The organism is Dyadobacter linearis, assembly GCF_907165045.1.
Lineage (GTDB): Bacteria > Bacteroidota > Bacteroidia > Cytophagales > Spirosomataceae > Dyadobacter > Dyadobacter linearis.
The window spans coordinates 1028838-1049866 of the sequence record NZ_CAJRAU010000001.1 but is presented as its reverse complement, the minus strand read 5'-3'; the positions used below and the strand labels follow the sequence as shown (position 1 = coordinate 1049866).

General features: G+C 46.9%; 17 protein-coding genes. 10 read left to right on the top strand and 7 right to left on the bottom strand.

Annotation, left to right across the window (positions count from 1 at the left end):
* Nucleotides 1-6 precede the first annotated feature (6 nt).
* The 5 genes from KOD92_RS04260 to KOD92_RS04240 all read right to left on the bottom strand — a co-directional run bounded on the left by KOD92_RS04260 (nt 7) and on the right by KOD92_RS04240 (nt 7910).
* Nucleotides 7-1125 carry an alpha/beta hydrolase family protein gene (locus KOD92_RS04260; protein WP_215232260.1) on the bottom strand — a complete coding sequence of 373 codons (1119 nt, stop codon included), beginning with the start codon at nt 1123-1125 and terminating at the stop codon, nt 7-9.
* Nucleotides 1126-1183: 58 nt separating this feature from the next.
* Nucleotides 1184-2320 (bottom strand): hypothetical protein, encoded by a 1137-nt coding sequence (locus KOD92_RS04255; protein ID WP_215232259.1) that lies wholly within the window; start codon nt 2318-2320, stop codon nt 1184-1186.
* Nucleotides 2321-2411: 91 nt separating this feature from the next.
* Complete coding sequence (locus KOD92_RS04250) at nt 2412-3755, bottom strand: alkaline phosphatase family protein (protein WP_229254514.1); 1344 nt, start codon at nt 3753-3755, stop codon at nt 2412-2414.
* 146 nt (nt 3756-3901) lie between these two features.
* Complete coding sequence (locus tag KOD92_RS04245) at nt 3902-7060, bottom strand: TonB-dependent receptor (RefSeq protein WP_215232258.1); 3159 nt, start codon at nt 7058-7060, stop codon at nt 3902-3904.
* Nucleotides 7061-7553: 493 nt separating this feature from the next.
* On the bottom strand, nt 7554-7910 hold the full coding sequence (locus KOD92_RS04240) for a hypothetical protein (protein WP_229254513.1): 357 nt from the start codon (nt 7908-7910) through the stop codon (nt 7554-7556).
* 364 nt (nt 7911-8274) lie between these two features.
* Between KOD92_RS04240 and KOD92_RS04235 the strand changes: the two genes are divergently transcribed.
* The 5 genes from KOD92_RS04235 (at nt 8275) to KOD92_RS04215 (ending at nt 13706) form a co-directional block, all read left to right on the top strand.
* Nucleotides 8275-8937 carry a ferritin-like domain-containing protein gene (locus tag KOD92_RS04235; protein ID WP_310589432.1) on the top strand — a complete coding sequence of 221 codons (663 nt, stop codon included), beginning with the start codon at nt 8275-8277 and terminating at the stop codon, nt 8935-8937.
* A gap of 27 nt (nt 8938-8964) precedes the next feature.
* Entirely contained in the window at nt 8965-9792 is an 828-nt protein-coding gene (locus KOD92_RS04230) for a ferritin-like domain-containing protein (protein ID WP_215232255.1), read from the top strand.
* A 150-nt stretch (nt 9793-9942) separates the two neighbouring features.
* Nucleotides 9943-13122: an RHS repeat domain-containing protein gene (locus tag KOD92_RS04225; protein ID WP_215232254.1), complete on the top strand. Its 3180-nt coding sequence runs from the start codon at nt 9943-9945 to the stop codon at nt 13120-13122.
* A gap of 3 nt (nt 13123-13125) precedes the next feature.
* Nucleotides 13126-13416, top strand: a complete 291-nt coding sequence (locus KOD92_RS04220) for a hypothetical protein (RefSeq protein WP_215232253.1) — start codon at nt 13126-13128, stop codon at nt 13414-13416.
* 74 nt (nt 13417-13490) lie between these two features.
* Nucleotides 13491-13706: a hypothetical protein gene (locus tag KOD92_RS04215; RefSeq protein WP_215232252.1), complete on the top strand. Its 216-nt coding sequence runs from the start codon at nt 13491-13493 to the stop codon at nt 13704-13706.
* An 18-nt stretch (nt 13707-13724) separates the two neighbouring features.
* Here the strand turns inward: KOD92_RS04215 and rbsK are convergent, their stop codons facing one another.
* Nucleotides 13725-14633 (bottom strand): ribokinase, encoded by a 909-nt coding sequence (gene rbsK, locus KOD92_RS04210; protein ID WP_215232251.1) that lies wholly within the window; start codon nt 14631-14633, stop codon nt 13725-13727.
* Nucleotides 14634-14751: 118 nt separating this feature from the next.
* Here rbsK and KOD92_RS04205 point away from each other — a divergent pair, with 118 nt between their 5' ends.
* The 4 genes from KOD92_RS04205 (at nt 14752) to KOD92_RS04190 (ending at nt 18645) form a co-directional block, all read left to right on the top strand.
* Nucleotides 14752-15669, top strand: coding sequence for an NmrA family NAD(P)-binding protein (locus KOD92_RS04205; protein ID WP_215232250.1), 918 nt, complete (start codon nt 14752-14754; stop codon nt 15667-15669).
* A 72-nt stretch (nt 15670-15741) separates the two neighbouring features.
* Nucleotides 15742-16578 (top strand): endo alpha-1,4 polygalactosaminidase, encoded by an 837-nt coding sequence (locus KOD92_RS04200; protein ID WP_229254557.1) that lies wholly within the window; start codon nt 15742-15744, stop codon nt 16576-16578.
* Between the two features lie 164 nt (nt 16579-16742).
* A complete protein-coding gene (locus KOD92_RS04195) occupies nt 16743-17510 on the top strand; it encodes a LytR/AlgR family response regulator transcription factor (protein ID WP_215232248.1) in 768 nt (255 codons plus the stop codon).
* A gap of 322 nt (nt 17511-17832) precedes the next feature.
* A complete protein-coding gene (locus KOD92_RS04190) occupies nt 17833-18645 on the top strand; it encodes an AraC family transcriptional regulator (protein ID WP_215232247.1) in 813 nt (270 codons plus the stop codon).
* A 12-nt stretch (nt 18646-18657) separates the two neighbouring features.
* On the opposite strand, the gene KOD92_RS04185 is transcribed toward KOD92_RS04190, so the two are convergent.
* Nucleotides 18658-19998, bottom strand: a complete 1341-nt coding sequence (locus KOD92_RS04185; protein WP_215232246.1) for a hypothetical protein — start codon at nt 19996-19998, stop codon at nt 18658-18660.
* A 144-nt stretch (nt 19999-20142) separates the two neighbouring features.
* Here KOD92_RS04185 and KOD92_RS04180 point away from each other — a divergent pair, with 144 nt between their 5' ends.
* Entirely contained in the window at nt 20143-21021 is an 879-nt protein-coding gene (locus KOD92_RS04180) for an SDR family oxidoreductase (protein WP_215232245.1), read from the top strand.
* The last annotated feature ends 8 nt before the right edge of the window (nt 21022-21029 follow it).

Below are 21029 nucleotides of genomic sequence, written 5' to 3'. Positions count from 1 at the left end.
CATTACCTACCGCACTTCTGCCTTAATCCAGTCACTCATCGCTGCCAGCGCTACCGGCGAAAACGTTTCTGCATTACCCGCATATTCGCTGGGGTGGCCGGTTTTGCTTTTCTGAAAAAAGTGGTTGAGACCGGGGAGTTCGGTAACTGTCACATTCGCATTGCCGCCGACTTTTACGGCTTTTCCAATCACTGGGAGATTTTGCTGCGCGTCTACCTGCAAGTCTTTTGCTCCGTTCAGTGCCAGTACCGGGCAGGAGACCTTTGAGAAAAAATCGGCCGGATCGATCGAGAACATATATTGGTACCAGGGAGTGCACATGGCATTGACTTGTGCTGTAAATAGCTGCTCTTTGGTAAATCCGGGAGGGAGTCCTTTTGCGGGGTAGCTATCCATATTTTTTTGGAAAAATGCGGCGAGCTCGGTTCGAAGGCGGGTCGTGTCCGTCGTTTTTGTGAGTATCTCTACGGTTTTCCCGTTCAATTTTCGGATTACCGCGATTTCGTCTTCACTGGCACCGCCAGCCCGTGCGATCAGCTCGGATTGCAATGAGATCACCTCGGTACCCCTTGCCCCGGGGCCGGCAAGAGAAATGATAAAACCAATGTCTTTGGAGCGCGAGGCTGCTATTGCGGCTACCAGCCCTCCGTCGCTGTGTCCCGCAATGCCAATTTTTTCAGCATCGATCTCTTTTCTGGTTTTCAGATAGGCGACCGCACTTTCTGCATCGGTTGCGAAATCGTTGGAAGTGGCTTCCATAAACTTTCCGGTGGATTTGCCAATCCCACGATCGTCGTAGCGCAAAACTGCTATGCCCTGGCGGGTAAGGTAATCGGCGATCACCAGGAAAGGTTTGTGCCCCCAAAACTCAGAGTTACGATCCTGCGGCCCGCTGCCGGAAACCAGGATCACCACCGGGAATTTGTCTCCTTTTTCGGGTAATGTCAATGTGCCCGAGAGGGTGACATCCGCCTGATTGTTCGTGAATGTGACGTCTTCGCTATGGTAAGGGTAGGGCGGCGCAGGTTCCTGGGATTTTTTTTCAACGGGCTTTTCCGAGAAAACGAGGTATACAAGAAATGCAACTACAACGAAAACAGGGATCAGGAAAAAGGCTTTTTTCATAAAAAGAACTCAGGGAGGAGAAAGTACCAACCGCAATTTGAACAAAAAAAGCATTAGATCATCGCAGCCGCGCCAGCTGCAAATCCATCGTATCGCTCGCCATCACGAAATGCAGGTGCATGGATTTTTGCGTCCGGTTGGTCACTGCAATATGAAGGGTATCGTCTTTCCCGCCTTTTTGCGCCGGGTTTTGAAAAATAAACTGGATATCATTTTTCAGACTATCAAACTCATACGAACCACGTAAACTCTCTGCCGGCAGGTACCGATAAGGATTGGGACTGAACGCCGCGCCGTTCCAGCTCGCGAAATAGACCTTATTCCAGGCGGTCGAATCTTTAAGCCAGGCAGTTTCATCAACAGGCTGTTTGTTTTTAAGGAGCTTTTCAACCTTCCATGTTCCCAGCAATATCTTATCGGTTTTATCATTCCATAAATATTGGTAAATGGTCGCAAATGCGGCGGCTATTACCAGGAAGCGCAATCCATTTTTTGCCCACTGGTTCTTTCCTCCGATCGTGGGAAAACGCTCAACCAGATCCCAGAATGCCGCTTTTAATTTTTCAAAATCATTGAAAAGCAAGTAAACAAGTCCAATTGTGTAGATAATGGAATTGAAAAAAGCACCCGCGGCGATATCATAAAATAAGTTGATCAACACGATATTGACCATTACCGGCAACAGTACCATCACACCGATCAGCGTCGTTCTGCGGAAGAGCAGCAATATTGATCCGCCTACCTGAAACAAGCCCAGAATCACCGCCAGCGTGTAGGAATAGCCGAAATAATACCAGGTCAATGCAAATCCGTTGAGGTCTCCGAGGGGCATATCTAGCCGATAAATGGGCGATTGCAGCTGGGTTTTGAGGATTTTGGCAAAACCATAAACTGAAATAGAGTAGGCCAGCCAATAGCGCAGCATTCCAAGTAAAATCGCGTGGTGCCAGCCACTGTTAATGCGGCCCGTGCGTTCGCGATCCTGCCACAGCGTGGCGTAGATCGCTCCGCCGATCAGCGGAAGAACAGCCTGAATAATGAAGTAATAGTTATCGTAGTCACCGAGATATTCCCAGATCGACGTGAATATGTCCAGCGGGATCTGGATAATGACGGTGGCGGCGAGGATGCCGAGAGAGGCTTCGCAGAACTTGTGGAACCAGCCTGCGGGATTAGAGGTAAACTGTTCGGTCATAGATCGGATTCGGAATAGTGCGAAACGTAAATCTATGACTCGAACAGCTTTTTTGCTAGCGTACAATTACCTGTTTTTCAGTAAGTGCCGCTCATTTATTAGTGAGTAAGCCCGGATACAATGTGCCGTCGGCGGTCGGGAATTCGATATTCAGCAGCTTGGCGACCAGTGGGGCAATATCCTGTAAGCTCATTTCAGCTACCACCGCACCCGGTTTGATCCCTTTTCCAAAAGCAACAAAACCAGTTTGTATTTCCTTGAAATCGGGGAAAAAGCCGTGGGTACCGCCACTCGAAGCACGCGTAAAATCACCCGTAGCAGCTGCGCTGACGGTAATTCCCTGCCTTGGGGCCAGCGCCAGTGCCGCATTCGGATCGGCGCCGACTTCGTCCAGTGCCGCGCGGTCTTTCACAGCGAAAAAGTTCTTTTGACCCACCGGCAGATCGTTCAGAATCTGCTTTACTTTTTCCAGCGTTTTGGTATCATTTTTATCTTTCAAATGTAAAAATGCAGAACCGCCGGAGCCGTGAAAATAAGCTTTCCACGCTGCTTTGTTGGCAGGATCGTACAAGCCGGCTTTCGCCAAAAGCACATTGGGTGCGATCGCTGTGTGGATATCCACAAAACCGTGATCACCAGTAATGATGAAAGTCGTTTTTTCTCTGATACCTGCCTTTTCGGTGGCTTCAATGATCGTTTTAATGCCTCTGTCGACACTCGCCAAAGCGGCTCTTACCTGGTCGCCTTCACGGCCTTGCTCGTGTTCAAAATGGTCAACCGCTACCAAATGTACCGCCAGGAAAGAAGGTTTGTATTTACGGATCAGGTAGGCGCTGATGCGCGACATATTCTCGTCCACGCTCAGGTAATCGCTGTTAAAATCAATCTCTTCCATCTTGCCGGTCGCATTCTGCTCCACTTCTTCATACAAACCTTTGGGAGAAGCATGTTCAGAAAGCGCCTTGATCATAATCCGGTCCCCGCCTTTTTTCTCAGGCAAATACCAATACTCAGGGATATTGTAGGTAGCGGGGCTGCCTACTGAAACCGGCCAGAACACGGAGGCGGTCTTCAAACCTTTTTCTTTTGCAACGCTGAAAATCGTAGGTACTTTGATCGTGCTGTAATCCCAGATCCATTTTCCGGTCACTTCGAGCGGCTCGGGCGGTGTATTATAATGTACGCCGTGTTTGAGGGGCTTCACTCCGGTGATAATCGTGGTGTGCGAAGGGTAAGTTACTGTCGGGAAAACGCCGGTAACGCCGTCGGAATAAGCGCCGGTTTCCATTCCCTGCCGCAAGTTCACCATCGACCAGTTAGGGTCTTTATAAAATTCAGGCCGAAGCCCGTCGATACTGATCAGTACCACGTGGGAGTCCTGGGCAGTTGCATTCAGCGAAATAGCAATGCCGAGAAGTGTGAGGAGTTTTTTCATTAATGATTGAATGATTGAATGATTGAATGATTGAATGGGGGAGGAAGGAGGAAAGGGAGGAAGGAGGAACGGAGGAAGGAGGAAATATTTTTTCCTGTCTCCATTCTCCATTCCTCCATCCTCCCTTCCTCCCTTTCCTCCCTTAATTAAAATGCATACCGCAAGCCAATCTGGATCTGGTAAGGGCTTCCATTTAAGCCGGAAACACCGGTTCCGTTGCTCATGCCGTATCCGTATCTTTTGGCAGTTGCGTCGAATGATCTGATGGTGTAAAGGTTTTGCTTGCCTAGGTTGGTTCCTACGCCCCAGTCTTTGTTCAGCAGGTTAGCTACGTTGAAAATGTCAACTGATGCTTCCAGACCATGGTTTTTGTAGAAATTGAATTTCTTGGCCAATCTCAGATCAAACACCCCGTAGAAACCATTGATACCACCATTACGCTCAGCGATTTTCCCCATATCTCTCGTCAGATAATCCTTGATGCTTTGCTCAGCTTCCGGATTGTTCAGGATAGCATTGATACCGTCGCGAACAACTTGTGGCGTTTCAGGGCTGTTTGGGTCATAAATGTATGGAAGGTCGTTTGAAGAAACGAAGTCACCATTCATGTTACCGTTAACGGCCAGCGAATAGCGCGTTCCACCGATACCTGAGTAACGCAGACCCAATGTTACGCCCCAGATGCTTGGCGCAGTTCCGTAGAATACTACTTTGTTGCGGAAGTGGTTGTTCGCATAAGTAATGCGGCTCAGATCGCGTGGATCGTCATTGACCATCAAATCAAGCGTTGCAGTGTTTGCTACGTTACCGTTGTATGAAGTATTGTCTTTTGAATCGTTCCAGGTATACGAGAAAGTAATCTGTCCGTCTTTGAAATAACGGTAAGTACCGTCAATTACCAATGCAAGCTGGTTTTTCTTACCAATGCTATTCAGTTCAAGCACGCGACCCACTTGCTTCGTCTTGCGGCTGTCCAACCAGTTGGTGGCTCCGTTTTTAGCATTGATCTTGTCAGCCGGAACGTATACGCCACGGTTGGCTTCTTCTGCAATACGGAAATATGGATCTTCTACCATATTGCGGTCAACATACATATAGTTGTTGCGCGCCCATGAAGCATAACCGCTCACACCAATACGCAGACGGTCGCTGAAGAAGTGGTTATACGAGAAGTTCGTTTTGTAAAGAACAGGGATTTTCGCATTGGCATTGTTCATGTTGATCGTGATCAGACGCTCGATACCAGGCGTATTGAACAAATCCGCCCCTGGTGCAGTCGAAGGATCTTCGCGGTAACCCGGGAAGTTAGGTTTCGGAACCAATGCACCCTGGATCTCAACTGCTGCTACTTTCGTTCCGTCAAACAACATGTTGTTGATCATTGAATACGGGTTCAGCTGCGAACCGAAGATACCCGCACCGAAACGGATAATGTCTTTGCTTTGCTCATTTACATCCCACGTAAATTGTACGCGTGGCTGCAATTGTGTTGTATTGATCTTATTATCCGTACGCAGGTTCAACTCATCAAATACGACCTGGCTGAAATTCGCTTTGTTCAGGTATTGGGTGTTGTCCAAACGCAGACCAGCCACCATTTCAAGACCACGCGCCAGTTTGGTATCCATTTGTGCATAAAGACCTGTTGCCAGAGAATTGACGATCGAGCTTGGGTCGTCCTTCAAATTGATCTCACGGGCGTAACGGTAAGGCGTCTGGTTGTTGAAGTTGTCAAGACCAGTGAAATAGAAACGGCCGTTCATTTCACTACCATAAACCGACTTCATGCGGTTGAACATAACATCAATACCAAATGTGAAGTTGATTTTGCCGGTGTTGTAATACACATTGTTCATCGCCTGGTAAACCTGTCCTCTAAACCACTCAGGTGAGAAACGCTGACCACCAATCTGGATGGCGGTGATATAGTTGTTTGTTCCCGACGTGGAGTTGATGTTTTCAACAATTGCACGTGGAATACCGGCAGAAGGAAGCTCCGAGCTTGGGATAACCGCTTCATACTGATAAAGGTGCTGTACTTTAAATTCGTTCGTCAACTTCGGGCTCACGATCGTACGAAGCGATGCCATGATGCTGTTGTTAAAACGCTCACGGTCGATATAGGATTCGTATGCATTAATGCTCGTGTTGTCACCTTCCGACAGCTTGTCGTTTTCCTTAATCAGGTTATTGCGGAGCGTCAGCAGGTTTTTGGAATTTAACTGCCAGTCAATTCTTGCAAAAATCGCGTCAGTACCTTTTTTCTTACCAAATGAACCAAACTGCGGGTTGTTGGAAACACCGTATTTTGATCTTGCTATATCCAAAAAGTTATCCAAAGTTTCCTGCGTTACGCGGTTAGCCGCTACGTCTGCATCAGATTGCAGGTTGGCGATAAAAAGGGGACGTGAGTCGGCCTGATGGTCCCAGGCTACAAAGAAGTGCGCTTTGTCTTTTTTCAATGCACCACCCAGTGACAAACCAAATTGATTTGTTGAGAAATCCTGCGTTCTTTTATTTCCCCTCAAATCATAACCGCTTGAAAGCCAGTCTGCACGCATGAAGTTAAACACGCTACCTGTCAATTGATTTGTACCCGATTTGGTTACTGTGCTGATCGTTCCACCACCTGCGCGGCCGAGTGTAACGTCGTATTCATTGGTAACTACCTTGAATTCACGGATAGCCTCCATTGAAATGGCGTAGGTACCTCCGGTTTCACCACCAGCGATTGTGCTGCGTGAAGTCATACCATCAATTGTATAGTTGGTGGAGGATCCCAGCTGACCGCCAAGGCTGTTACCGTTGCTCAATGGCGAAAGTTCGATCAGCGAGGTGAAATTCCGTCCGTTTACCGGCAATTTGGTAATGTCTTTGGCAGTAATAGCAGTGGACGCTCCAAGGCTGACAACCGTGTTTTTCAGCGAATTGGCCTTGATATCCACAGCCTGCAGTTCGTTTGCGCTGCTTTCCATTGCGAAGTTCAACCTCAGCTGATCGCCCTGGTTCAATGCATATCCCGTTTTCTTTTGTTCTCCAAACCCTACAAACGAAACTGTGATAGAGTAAGGTGAGCCCAATGGAAGCTGCTTGATGACGTAATCACCATTGACATCGGTAACGGTACCAGCCTGGAAACCGGTAGATTCGTTTCTGACCAGAACGGTCGCGCCCGGGATCGGTCCTGCCTGTACTTCGGTGACTCTCCCGATAATTGTTGCCTCATTACCCTGCGCAAAACCTGTGAGGCAGGCGCAAAAAAGCAAGGCGAACAATGCAATACATCTTGTAATTGATCGATTCATTTTGTGTTTGTTGTTAATTTAATCGTTGTTTTAAAAATTGTGGGTTGCGCATTTTCTTCACACACCAGCCGGGCTGGTGATACTTGTTATTCAAGAGAAGGTGTTTAGGTGGATTAATTAAATGGGACGCTGCTACCGTATGCCGGTATACGCATGGAGTTCAGGTTTCGTGTGCAATAGCTGGTGCTCATTTTTAACGCCCGCAAAAGTAGGTCGCCAATGTTAAGGCTGTGTTATCGCTGGATTAAGGGTTAGTTAATCTATGCACCGCGATCAGTCGGCGTCTTTTTTCTTCGCGCGCGGGTTGACGCGATCAATAAGATACATACCTGTTTTAACGGGAAACTGAAACTAGAACTGCGGCGGCAGATGCCGCAAGAGGTGATGGTGAGCCGGGGAAAAGCGCGCGCGTTCGAAGCTTGGCTGGAAAGCTAATAGTAGGTGCACAAAAAAGCCTCCGAGGAAAATATATCCGCGGAGGCTTTTGCATTTTTTATTTGGCAGCTCTCACAGCCGCAATAGGAAATTCTCCGTCGTTTGTAACAACCATTCCGGTTAGTGAATCACCTTTCTGTACCATATTAAGGCTGATCATCCCGCCCTGGAAATCCACTTTGAAGGTCACTTTATTGTCAGTAACAGCGAGTTCTTTCATTTCGGCCCGATCTGTTTCTCCCAGGTAGCCTACCATTTTGCCGCCCTTTTCTTCAAATGTCATCGATCCTTTTTCGTACTCCGGCGGCACGTTCGAAACTGTGTAATTCCAGGTACCGGCCAGCTTGTCGGCCACGTTGTGGGCTACTGCAAAGGCTGCGCTGGTGAAAAGCATGACGAATAAGAGGTATTTCATTTTCATAGTCTAATAAATAAGGTTAATAATTATTGAATCCAGTCACCTGGTTCTTCCAAATTTAGAAAAAAAAGGATGTGAAAAGGATCAGCACTGAATTATATTTTTGATAAAGAAATTACAAATTATTTCCGGGTACAAGTCAATTTTCGGTATTGGTATAGTTATATGATTCTAAGCATTTTAGAATTAAATTCTGTGTTTTGTATTAAGTCAAAAATTTTATTCTTAAAAGCTCTAAGAAACTTGCAATTCTTTTTGATCTTTTTATGGCAATGGTTCGTAGGTGTGGTAAATTGAATAATCTCTCAACAAAACCGGATTTGCCGTAATGGAAAACAACTTACTAAAAAATGCTGGCCCTATGCTTGAAAAAGTTAATCGGCGCTATTTTCTGAGATCAGCGGGAGTCGCTGCTACAACGGGTGCCTTCATCATGGGATGTACACTTGACGATCATAATATACCAGGAGAAGAGGTGGTTGACCTTGGTGTTGGCGACATTGGTATCCTGAATTATGCTTACGCATTGGAACAGCTTGAAGCTGCTTTCTACACACAAGTGATCATGACTCCTTATGCAGGAATGTCGGAAGAGGAAAAAACGATCCTTACTGATATTATGTATCACGAGATCATTCACCGTCAATTTTTCAAAGCTGCATTAGGTGCTGCTGCGATAAAAGGTCTTACCCCAAACTTCGGCGGAATTGATTTTTCAAGCCGCGGCAGTGTTTTGGGTGCTGCAAAATTATTTGAAGATACAGGCGTACAGGCTTACAATGGCGCTGGAAATCTGATCAAAGATGTTAATTACTTGCTTATTGCCGGCAAAATCGTTTCAGTGGAAGCGCGTCACGCTGCTGCAATCCGTGATTTACTGAACCCTAATTCTGCGGATTTCGCAGGCAATGATGTAGTTGATACTGTAAACGGTTTCGACAAAGCTATTAAGCCAGGCGTTATTCTTCCTGCAGTTCAGCCATTCGTTGTAAATAAAATCAGCGGAAGCGGCTTGCCTTCATAATCAATAACATAAAAACATCGGATCAAAATGAACTTACTTAATATACTTGACCAATTTCAAAAATTTGACGGCGACGCGATCGAGCGTATCGAATATACTTCGCGCCGTTTCTTTTTAAACAAGATCAGCACTAAAGTAGCTGCTGCTGCTGCTCCTGCTATCATTGCAGGTTCAATGAACAAAGCTTATGCGCAATCATCCGAAGCGGTGGACGTGCTTAAATTTGCTTTGACGCTTGAATATCTTGAAAACGAATTTTACAATCTGGGTAACAAAACTGCTGGACTTATCCCTGATATGTACAAGCCTGTGTTCGCGCAGATCGAACAACACGAGCTTGCTCACGTAAAATTCCTTGAAGCGGCTTTGGGTGTTACACCTCCCTTCAGAGATAAACCTACTTTCGATTTCACGGTAGGCGGAACTTACAAGGCGTTTACTGATTTCGATACTTTCGTATTCCTTTCACATGCATTCGAAGACACCGGTGTTCGTGCATACAAAGGACAAGCAGGTACTTTGATCAAGGATCCACAGATCCTGGAATACGCATTGCAGGTACATTCGGTTGAAGCCCGTCACGCATCTATTTCAAGAAAGATCCTGGCTAAGATCAGAAACAGCAAGTCCATCAAATCGTGGATCACACTGGATGAAGGATCTCCTGCACCGGTTTACAAAGGCTCGAATAGCGAAGCTACGATCGTTCAGGGTGGTGTAAATCTTTTGGATCTTGACCTTACTGGTATTCCTGATACAGGTTCAGTGAGATACAAAGCGGCAACAGAAGCATTCGATGAAATCCTGACCAAGGAGGAAACGCTTGCTATCGCAATACCTTTTATTAAAATGTAATTGTAATTAATGATTGTGGAGTTGGTTTGTGAAGGAAACAGGCTGTCTGGAAAGGCAGCCTGTTTTATTTTATAAAAAGAGCTGTAAAAATGTGACCGAATTGAAAGACTGACGTCTAAACAAAAATTCAACTTGTTTAGCCAGTTTTTGATGAAGAAACTATTACTGCTTTTTGTTCTCTTTTGGGTAAATCAGCTTTCCGCCCAGCCTACCAGCAGCCAAAACTACATCCTGACGCGCACCTACAAACAAACCGGCGCGGCGGCGGGCGATGTGAGCAAAGTATCGACCCAAATCCAGTACTTCGACGGGTTGGGAAGACCGGTTCAGACGGTCGATGTGGGCCAAAGTCCGTCAGGTTCCGATTTGATAGGCGGTTCCAGCTACGATGTTTTGGGACGGCTATCTCAAAAGCATTTGCCTTACCCGGCAGCGGGCAGCGGTTCTTTTCAGCCGAATGCAGCGAATTCTTCTGCAAGCTTTTATCAATCGGCACCGGCTGGGCTGGATGCCGCTGACCTGGGCAAACCTTACCAGCAAACTTTCTATGAAAAGTCGCCCCTGGGCAGGGTTACCGGTCAGCAGGCGCCTGGCAACAAAAGCGCAGCTTCGGTTATCAAACACAAGGTCAATGCAGCCAATCAGGTCAAACGCTATGATTTTGACCTGACGACCAGCACTTTGTCGCAGGCTGGCCACTATGCGGCAGGGAGTTTGTTCTGGCTCAACGAAACCGACGAGGCTGGGAATGTGAGCAATACCTTTACCGATAAGCTGGGCCAAATGGTTTGCAAGCAGATCGTCGCCTCGGCCCAGCAGACTCTTTCGACTTACTATGTGTACGATGACCTGGGGCAATTGCGGACGGTTTTACAGCCTGGTTACCAGGATAACCCTTCGCTTGCCGAACAGGCATTTACTTATAGTTATGATGATCGCGGCAGGAACATTTCCAAAACCATCCCCGGCGCAGGCACGACCGAGCTGGTTTACGACCGTTTCAACCGGCCAGCACTTTCGCGTGATGCGGGCCAGGCCGCGCGGGGCGTTTGGGGTTTTACCAAATACGATGGAAGAAACCGGCCAATTGCCACTGGCGAAATCGCCTCGAACCTAAGCCGGGCAGACTGGTCAGCAGCGGTAGATGTAGGAACACTTCATCACGAAGAGCGCAGCAACGGGCAAATAGCGGGCTATACCCTGGACAAAACAGCGCCGAAAACAGCTACGGAAGCCAATCTTCTAAATATCACTTTTTACGATGATTACGCTTTTTCCAAAGCAGCCAATCTGGCTTACAGTTCAGTCTACTACCCTGCAAATAACGCCAATGTAAAAGGCTACCCAACCGGCACCCGCGCCCGGGTACTTCCCGGAGCAGGCGGGACCGGCGCTTGGCTAACCACTGTGAACTATTACGATGCAGAGTACCGGCCGGTGCAAACAAGCCGGGAACTTTATGGATTGGGAGCATCTGCGATCGAAAGGCTATCAAATCAATACCTGTACGATCTGGCGCCGGTAGTATCAGCGCAGAAAACTGAGCAGTTGCTCGGAGGTAATAACACCAATACCCATTTGGCCACTTTTACATACGATCATGCAGACCGTCTTTTGAGCACGCATGAAACGGTAAGCGCGCCAACTGGTTCACACGAAGCTTACACGACCGCGCAGCGATACAATCCGCTAGGGCAGCTGTACACGAAGTGGCTGCATTCGAAAGACGGCAACTACTTTCTGAGAAAAACGACTTATACCCAAAACATCCGCAGCTGGCAAACCTCAGCAAAAACTGTCTACAAAAAGCAAAACGACGGCCCCGAGCTTGCATTCTTTGGCTACGGGCTGGCTTACCAGAAAGGGAACAGCTATACAAATGGCAACATCAGTCAAACCGACTGGCAGGACAAAGCACAAGCCGCAAAAGGACTCAGTTTTACCTACGACGGCGCAAACCGGCTCACCGCCTCGACCGGGATCAACGGCTATACCGACACCGAGCAATCGATCACTTACGACCCGAACGGCAACCTGAAAACCCTCACCCGCGCCGGCTCAGCCCAGGACCAGCTGGCTTATGCCTACTCGGGCAACAGGCTTACCTCAGTCACCGACAACTCAGCCAGCAATACCGGGCTAAAAGCCGGGCTGAGCAGCTACGCCTACGACGCAAACGGCAATATGACAACCGACGGCGGCCGAAATGCCACCATCACCTATAACCAGCTAGACCTTGCTAAAACCGTCAAGATCGGGGCAAAGACATTTACCTACGATTATGACGCATCAGGGCGGAAACTTCAATATGTGGCCGACACCATTACACTGCAATACTCAGGGATATTCGAGTACCGGAAGGCAGGCAATGTGAGCAGCCTGTACCGGGTGCAGCTTGCGGCTGGGCAAGCAGCAATAGTAGCGGGCAAGCCCGTTTTCCATTACGCCTTAAAAGACCATCTGGGCAGCACCCGGCTGGTCTTCAATGAAAAGGGCAGCACGTTGCAACGGACGGATTACTATCCGTTTGGGCTAAGTATTAACCGCGACGGGGCGGTACCGAAAGTGCAGGACTGGGCCAACCGGTACCTGTACAATGGCAAGGAGCGGCAGGTTGGAACAGGGTATGTGGACTATGGGGCACGGATGTACATGCCCGAAATCGGCCGGTGGGGCACGACAGACCCAATGAGCGAGGCAGCAAGACGTTTCAGCCCCTACACCTACGGCAACGATAATCCGCTTATCTTCATCGACCCGGACGGCATGAAAAGCTGGCACTTCGAAGGGAAAGCGGCGGAGGAAATGTTCCGGCAGGAGCAGCGGGAGCAGGAGGATAGGGAAAAGAAACGGGCTGAGAAGGACAAGCCTTTTGGTCTGCTGGCCAGAATGAAAGCGACCGGCTGGGAGCCGGGGCAGCAGCTGCCGGTGGTGGATGGGATTGAAAGTGATCATACGATTGACTTCACAATCATTCCGATTGCGAAGCCATTAGAATGGTTGGTTAAGCCGCTTGTTGGGTTGGTGCGGGCGCAGTGGTTGGGGAGGGTTGGGGGGAGAACAACTAGCGGGATTGAAATTAATGCATCAAAACATACCTTCACCTATGCTGAACGAGTTCGACGAAGAGCGCTAGAAGATCCGGTAAGCCATAACTTTCCATACTCGTTTGATGATGTTATATTATCGACAAAACCTGCATTCAAGAATAACGGATACAAAATATTTCAAAAGCATGGAACAATGAATGGTAAGGATGGAGTATTTGAGATTGGAATTAATAAGGGAGCAATAATTGACCACAGGTTTTTTAGGCCGTTTAAATACTAATTCATGAAGTACTTAATAATTGATGCTTTACTAGGCGGAACAGGAATTCGCAATAAATACGATGGTGCATATGTAGATCCGCAGACGCTTATGTTAAGCAATAACATTACTAATCAGCTAAATAGTTGGTTAACACGATACGGAGATGAACATTTCAATGGGTTTAATGACGATTTAAATATAGATAAGCTGGATCAAGAGGGAATACAACTAGCACTCGCTATTAAAGAGGAATTGGTAAATGCAAAACTCGCATACTTCTCAGCCGCCAGACTTCTGATGAGCACTATCTAATTTTGTAATTTAAAAATTATAGTAAATAAATTAATGTACATCCCGAACACGGCCGGTGGGGCACCACCGACCCGATGTCAGAAGTCGCCCAGCGTTTCAGCCCATACACCTACGGCAACGATAATCCGCTTATCTTCATCGGCCCTGACGGCACACAAAGCTGGCATTTCGAAGGTAAAGCCGCCGAAGAAATGTTCCGGCAGAAGCGGCACGAGCACGAAGACAGGGAAAGAAGCAGGAGGAGAAAGGCAAGCCATTTCGGGATGAAAGATTCTCGTCGGATAGGTTAGACAAAAATGCAGTACTATTTAAGAAAACAATAGCTGATCCACCTCCCGCCGCGTCGGCATGGAGCTCTGTGCGCCCATTCTGGTCACGCTGATCGCGGCTGCCCCGCAGGCGAACGCCACGGCTTGTTCTAACGGTTTTCCTTCTGAAACTGTAACTGCCAGCGCGCCGTTGAAACAGTCCCCTGCGGCGGTGGTATCCGTTGCTTTTACACTTGGAGAAGTTATAAATGTGCCGCCCTGTGAAGTGCGAAGATAGGCGCCTCTGCTGCCGAGCGTAATGATCACATTTTTACAGCCTTTGTCAATCAGGATCCTGGCGGCCTGCTCCACGGTGGGGTCGCTGGTTACACGGATGCCCGTGAGTAGTTCTGCTTCCGTTTCGTTGGGTGTGATAGCAAAAAGATATGGGTATATTTCTTGGGGAAGGATTTGGGCGGGTGCCGGATTTAATATCACCCTGGTACGTTTCTGGTGCGCTGCGTTTATTGCAAACCGGACAGTTTCCAGGGGTATTTCCAGCTGGACCAATAGAATATCATCGCTTCCGGTCTCCTCCATTCCCAGGCTGACTTCTTCCGGTTTCAATGCGGCATTTGCGCCGGGCGCTACCGTAATGCAGTTTTGTCCTTCCGTATCGACGTTGATCAGGGCTATCCCGGAAGGCAGCGTGCGGTCAGTTGCAATGTATTTGGTAAGGATATTTTCATGCCGAAACTGTTCCAGGGCCTGCTTGCCGAAAAGGTCGTTGCCTATTTTACAGATCAGACAAACCTTGCCGCCCAGCCGCGCCGAGCTCACGGCCTGGTTCGCGCCTTTACCGCCAGCATTCATCAAAAACTCTCCACCGATTACCGTCTCGCCTTTCGCAGGCAGCTTGTCTGATTTGACAACCATATCGGTATTGGAACTCCCTACAACATAAATCATAACATGGAAAGATAACAGAAAATCCATGTTACTATACCTCGCGCGCAATTTTTCCTGGGAACGATAATTATACCTGTGTAAATAGTGCGAACCAACTCATTTACCGCACCACATATATATGTACCCATATTCGGAAAAAGCTGAGAATAAACTGATTATCATCGCCGGCGCGAGCGGACATCTCGGTTCACGGATCACACACCATTTAATACAAAAAGGCGCAAAAGTGCGTGCATTGATTAGAAAAGGAAGTAAAAATCCAAGCATAGCGGCACTTCGCAACAGTGGTGCCGAAATTGTTGAAGTTGATTTTAACAACCACCTCAGGCTGGCAGCTGCACTGGCCGGTGGGGCTTGCATGGTATCGGCGGTTTCCGGTCTGCGGGAAGTGATTGTTGATCTGCAGATCAGGCTCCTTAATGCGTCGGTCGAGGCAAATGTGCCCAGATTTATCCCTTCCGATTTTTGTATTGATTACACCAAACTCCGGCCAGGAACAAATCGCAACCTGGACCTCCGGCGCGAGTTTAACGAAAGGCTCGATCGGACGAATATCAGAGCTACTTCCATTCTGAACGGTATGTTTGCCGACCTGCTTACCGGCGAGGCGCCGCTTGTGCAGTTTGGTCTCAACAAAGTGATCTATTGGGGTAATGCAGATACCGAGATGGATTTTACTACCATGGAAGATACCGCCCTCTTTACAGCAATTGCCGCATTGGATGCAACGACGCCACGTTATCTTCGCGTGGCCGGGGAAGTAGCGAATGTGCGCGACCTGGCGAAGGCGGCCAGCCTGGCAAAAGGGGAGGAGTTCGGGATATTTCGTATCGGCGGACTCGGTTTGCTTGCATTCATGATCAAATCTGCGCGTACCTTATTCCCACAGAAAAAAGAGGTTTTTCCGGCCTGGCAGGGAATGCAATACCTGTACGATATGCTTACCGGGCTTCCCAAACTGCATCCTCTCGACAATCACCGCTATCCTGAAATCAATTGGACGCCGCTGCGGGAAGTCCTCAGGAAAGGGAAATAATGGTCTGGTTGCAATAAATCGCGGTGTCGGTCGTCTACAACTTGATCTAACACTTCCTCTATTGTGAAAAAAATGCTCTTTCCGCTGCTGGCCGGCCTATTTCTGCTCAATTGCCAATCGGATGATATTGATTCCGACGATACCAACGTGGTAGACGGGACTGACCTGCCCAACGACAAAACCGACTGGTGGAAGCCGGTATATGGAGTTTCTTTCGATTGGGACCTCGATGATCTGAATGCAGGTGACCGGTTTTCTGCGGATGTTGTCGACGTAGACGCATTCACAACTTCGGCCGAGCAGGTAGCTGCGCTGCATGCACAGGGGAAGAAAGTAATAGCTTATCTCTCGGTAGGAACCCTGGAAAACGACCGGCCCGATGCCGGTTTGCTTCCGAAAGAAGTGATTGGGAAAGTATATCCCGAGTGGCCGGAAGAAAGGTGGCTGGATATCCGGCAGCCGGAAAAATTGCGGCCCTGGCTTAATTCGCGGTTTAATATGATCATCAACAAGGGTTTTGACGCGATCGAGCCGGATAATCTCGACAGTTATGAAAATGAGACCGGTTTTCAGATAACCGAAACAGATACGCGGAGGTACTGCGACTTTCTGATCGAAATGGCGCACCGGAACGGACTGGGAATCGGTCAGAAAAATGTACCTGAGCTGGCACCGGATTATAGTGCAAAGTTTGACTGGATGCTGACGGAAGATGCATTTGAACAAGGCTGGCAAGATCAGGCGCAGCCTTTCACAGCACTTAATAAACCTGTTTTCGCTACCGAATATACGGATATGACCAGCAAGGCAGTTTTTGAAAACACATTTTGCCCCAAAGCCAAATCACTTCGGATTTATGCAGTTTTAAAGAAAAGAGACCTGGACAAATGGTCATCCGCCTGTCCATAACCTATTGATAAAAAGAAATTTCTGCATTTATTTAAGATCAGGATTTCAGTACTTTCCTGTTACAAGGTTCCATTTGATTTCGAATAGAATTAGTTCTGTAAAATAATTTTTCTAATTTGTGGTTAAACGAGTTTGGAGATATGTTTGGCAACTAATAAAATTTTATGACTACGGAAGCCGCTAAGATTCTAATTGTTGAAGATAATCCTTTGATGGCCAGGCAACTGGAAGCGGAACTTAATGGGAAAGGATTTATAATTACCGGTATCGCGCGCAACCTGACGGATGCGGTTTCACTGATGAAGACGCAGGCCTGCGATCTGGCGCTGATCGATATGCGGCTTGACGGGCCGGAGGATGGTATTGCTACTGCACAGGAGCTGCTGCGAATTAAATGGATCCCTATTATTTATATAACCGGAGAAGAATCCTACGAGGAAATAGCGGAACGTTCTCAATCCACTTTCCCGGCCGCCTTTCTTGAAAAACCGATCAGGCCGAGCGAATTATTTGTGCAGATCAATCTCGCACTACACAATTTTCAGGCGGGTAACCTGCCGGCGGCTAAAAGTGTACAGAGTGAATATATCGTGTTTTTTACGGATAAAGAACATATTCAGGTGCGACAGAGTAATATTATTTTCATCGAAGCGGATGGTCCTTATGCCAAGATTTATATTACCGAAGAAGAATTTAAACGGCTCTATCCTGAAAAATCGTTCAACTACATTTACGTCTCACCCAACATTGGCCGCATTTATTCTGAACTGAAAAGCTACTTCTATAAACTATCAAGAAAGCACATTATTAACCTCGACCATATCAGCAGGTTAAGTGCAAATCAGATCATCGCAGGAATCCACAAAATCCCTATTCCGGAAGGTCGCCGCCAGGATTTGATCGCCAAATTGAATGTGGTGAAAAGCAGATAAAAACTTTCGTTTGTAAAATCCCGGATTTGGAATGATCAAATACCGTATCGGTATAATTCTCAAAACAGAGGTAACTAATATGACTAGTTTTATATCACGTAATAACAACCTCTCTTCTTTAATCGGTGCAAGTGTTAGGTCAGAAATTGCTTGACTTACCCCTTTTTGACTAAGATTCGTTGATCAAAGCATCAACCTTGGAATGGGGAGCGAGACCGGTAGATGGCGACCTCCCCTTCCTTGTTTTAAACTCCCCTAAATATCTTTCAGAATAAAAAGCGACAACTTTGCTTGAAAATGTCTGTTTCAGTAATTTGTCTGTATGAAACACCATATTATTCAGCCGGCTCCTGACTTACGCGATTATGTGAAGTATTTCTGGGTGCTGGAAGATAATCGGGGGCAGGCTACTTCCAGGCGCTTCCAAACTATTGCCGACGGTTCACCCGGAATGATCTTTCATGAATCCGAAAACGGTTCTTTGTATCAGTTTGAGAAACAACTTCCGTCAACTTTTTTATATGGTCAAACCACCTCTGCGACGGAAATCAAATCGCCGCCCGCGTTTCGAGCAATAGGCATTTATCTTTATCCGCACGCTTTGAAAACGATTTTCGGGCTACCGGCAAGCGAGCTCACCAATACCTGCGTTGATGTTACTATGCTCAATAGCGATAGCAAATATCTGACCGAAAGGCTGATTGAAACAAATTCAATGCAGGATAAGATTTCTGTTTTAAGTACTTTTTTAAAGCAACAAATTGCATGTAACTCCGCTACTTCCGACGTTGATGTAATGCTTGCGTTGTCAATAATTTACAGAGAAAAGGGTGCGATTTCGCTTTGTATTTTGCAGGAAAAAACGGGACTTTCGGAGCGCGCATTAGAACGCCGGTTTCAGCGTGTAATCGGTATTTCACCTTTGCAATTTTGCAGGATCGTTCGTTTTCAGTCTTCGCTAACGCAGCTTCGCGAAAACGGTTTCGAAAAGCTTTCAGATATCGCTTACGAAAATCAATACGCTGACCAGTCGCATTTCATTCGTTCATTCAAAGAATTTGCAGGAGATTCGCCGTTTCGGTTTCAAAAGAAATCCAGCGAACTAGTAGAGAATTTCCCTGAGATTATCGGGTGAATTTATCGGTCGTTATCTGGAATTAACCGGCTTTCGTGAAAAAGTCATTTTGCTACTTTCGACTTGCGCAATTCTTTCATTCCTGATCGTCAGCGCTATTTCAAGCACGTATTCTTTTTTAGGTTGAAAAGTAATAGCATCTGTAAAAAGCGTTTTTCGGAATTGATTTTGAGGAGTTAATTCGTTTAATATTCCATTTCCCTTCGCGGCCAGTTGCCCGTTTTCCGACAATTTCCATTCATAAACAGAGCTGGACAAATCGCTGAAATCCATCGTATTCCGTAAGATTAATTCGCCTTGATCAAAATTCGTAATAGCTACAATAACAGGCTTATATTTCTCAGCGGATAATTCCAAAATACGTTTATTGGTATTGCATTGCAAAGCACTATCTGCATAAAATACCGGCGCATTCATTACGCCCATTTTCTCGATTTCTTTCAATGGATAAGCCATCGGATTGAATCTTCCTGCGTTAGTTAAGTATTGATTTACGACCTTATTCAAATTCTGATCGCCACCTTTTAAACAGTAAAATAAAAGTGACGCATTTGGCACGCGCCGATCTTCAAACGAAGGGAGATTTTGAGCCGAAAAATTCGAAAATTGAAGGGAATGCCACAACTGCTCTTCCGACAATCCATTCATTCTCTCATCCAGCTGATATTCAATAATGGTATAAAGTCCCAGACTGTCACACAATTCCAGCCACCGCTTATTGTGATTTTTGACAATCACGGTATTCACCTGCGCATTTTTTAAAGCTTTGATATGTTGCTTCATTTGTGCTTCATTTCCAAAGGAACCCTCGTAACGCAAAGGTTTAAACGTCAGTTTTTTGTTGTTTAAAACCGCATTTCCATTTGTTATTTTAAAATCAATAATGCTTTGATAAAAAGGTGCGGCATTCTGCAAAATCTGATCGTCGGCGATGGGGGTAATCCTGCCGGCATACCAAACAGGAAATTCTGCATTCCAGAACTCAAACATCAAGGGAACTGTCTCGAAAGTATCCCACGACGCTACTTTCGGAGGATCGCCATTCATGTCGTTACTCGCCGCGCACATTTGTGATTGATAAACAATGTTTTGTGCAAGTGAATCCGGCTCTGGATAGAGGCTTTGCTTTTTGATCTCGATCAATTCGCTCATCGCCTCAAATCTTGATTTACCCCCCAGCCAAATATAACTACGGTTATACATGAAATAGGAATGGTAAGGTCGGGCTACCTTATTATGGAGAATATTGAACCTGGGAAAAACAACAGCCAGCCGCGTTGAGTCGCTTTGCGCAGTTGCCGGATTTATACCAGCAATGCAGATCATGCAAAAAAGTCGGAGTAAAGTTTGCATTAAGGCGGGAATAGGATCTGATATGATATTAAAGATCCGTGGTGCTTTTTTATTATACAACAAAGTCTAATTTTTAATACCCCTGTCGGTTTCATTCTATTTTCTCGAATCGTGCCATTCTAGTTTTGAAAAAAACGAAAAACCATGATAGCGATCACAGGAGCAAATGGGAATCTGGGGAAGGCGGTACTTTCCTTTTTATTGCAAAAAACGCAGGCTGCGAATATCGTAGCGGTCGTTCGGGAACCTCAGAAAATGGCGCAATTTGCCGGACTGGGTATTCAGATCCGGAAGGCGGATTATAATGATCCGGCAAGCTTAGAAACTGCTTTTCAGGGTATAAAGCGGCTTTTGCAAGTTTCTTCTGCAAGTTATGGAGAGCAGGCGGTAACCGAAGAGCAAAACGTTGTCGCGGCGGCTGTGCGGCAGGGGGTAGCGCATATTGTTTACACCAGTACATTGAGTCCCTCCGAAAACCCGATCTTCTGGGGCGGGCAAGCCTGCCGGCAAACGGAGCAGTCTATCCGCGAATCGGGCATGCGGTATTCAATTTTCAGGAATAGTATGTACATGGAAACGATCCCGCTTTTTATCGGCAGCGCGATGGAAAACGGCCAGATCTATTATTCTGCGGGAAATGGGGCGGTCAGTTTTGTGTCGCGGATCGATATCGCCGAAGCGATCAGCAAGATACTCGCTCAGCCGGAAGAAGGAAATCAGATTTATGAAATTACGGGTGAAAAGGCTTTTACATTCGCTGATGTAGCCGGGCTGCTTCAAAATATCAAGGGCATTGCATGCAGCTATACCGATGTTCCGGGGGAGATTTTTAAAAGTGAATTGCTTAACGCAGGCTTGCCGGAAGAAGAAGCCGTTTTTTATCTCAATATGGGCGACAGTATCACAGCCGGGGAATTTGCATTGACAGACCCGAAACTGGAAAAGCTGCTGGGCAAAAAACGGCTCACTACGGAAGAATACCTCACGCAGCTTTTAAGAAATAGCGAGGCGAATGCGGGTTAAACGCCCAA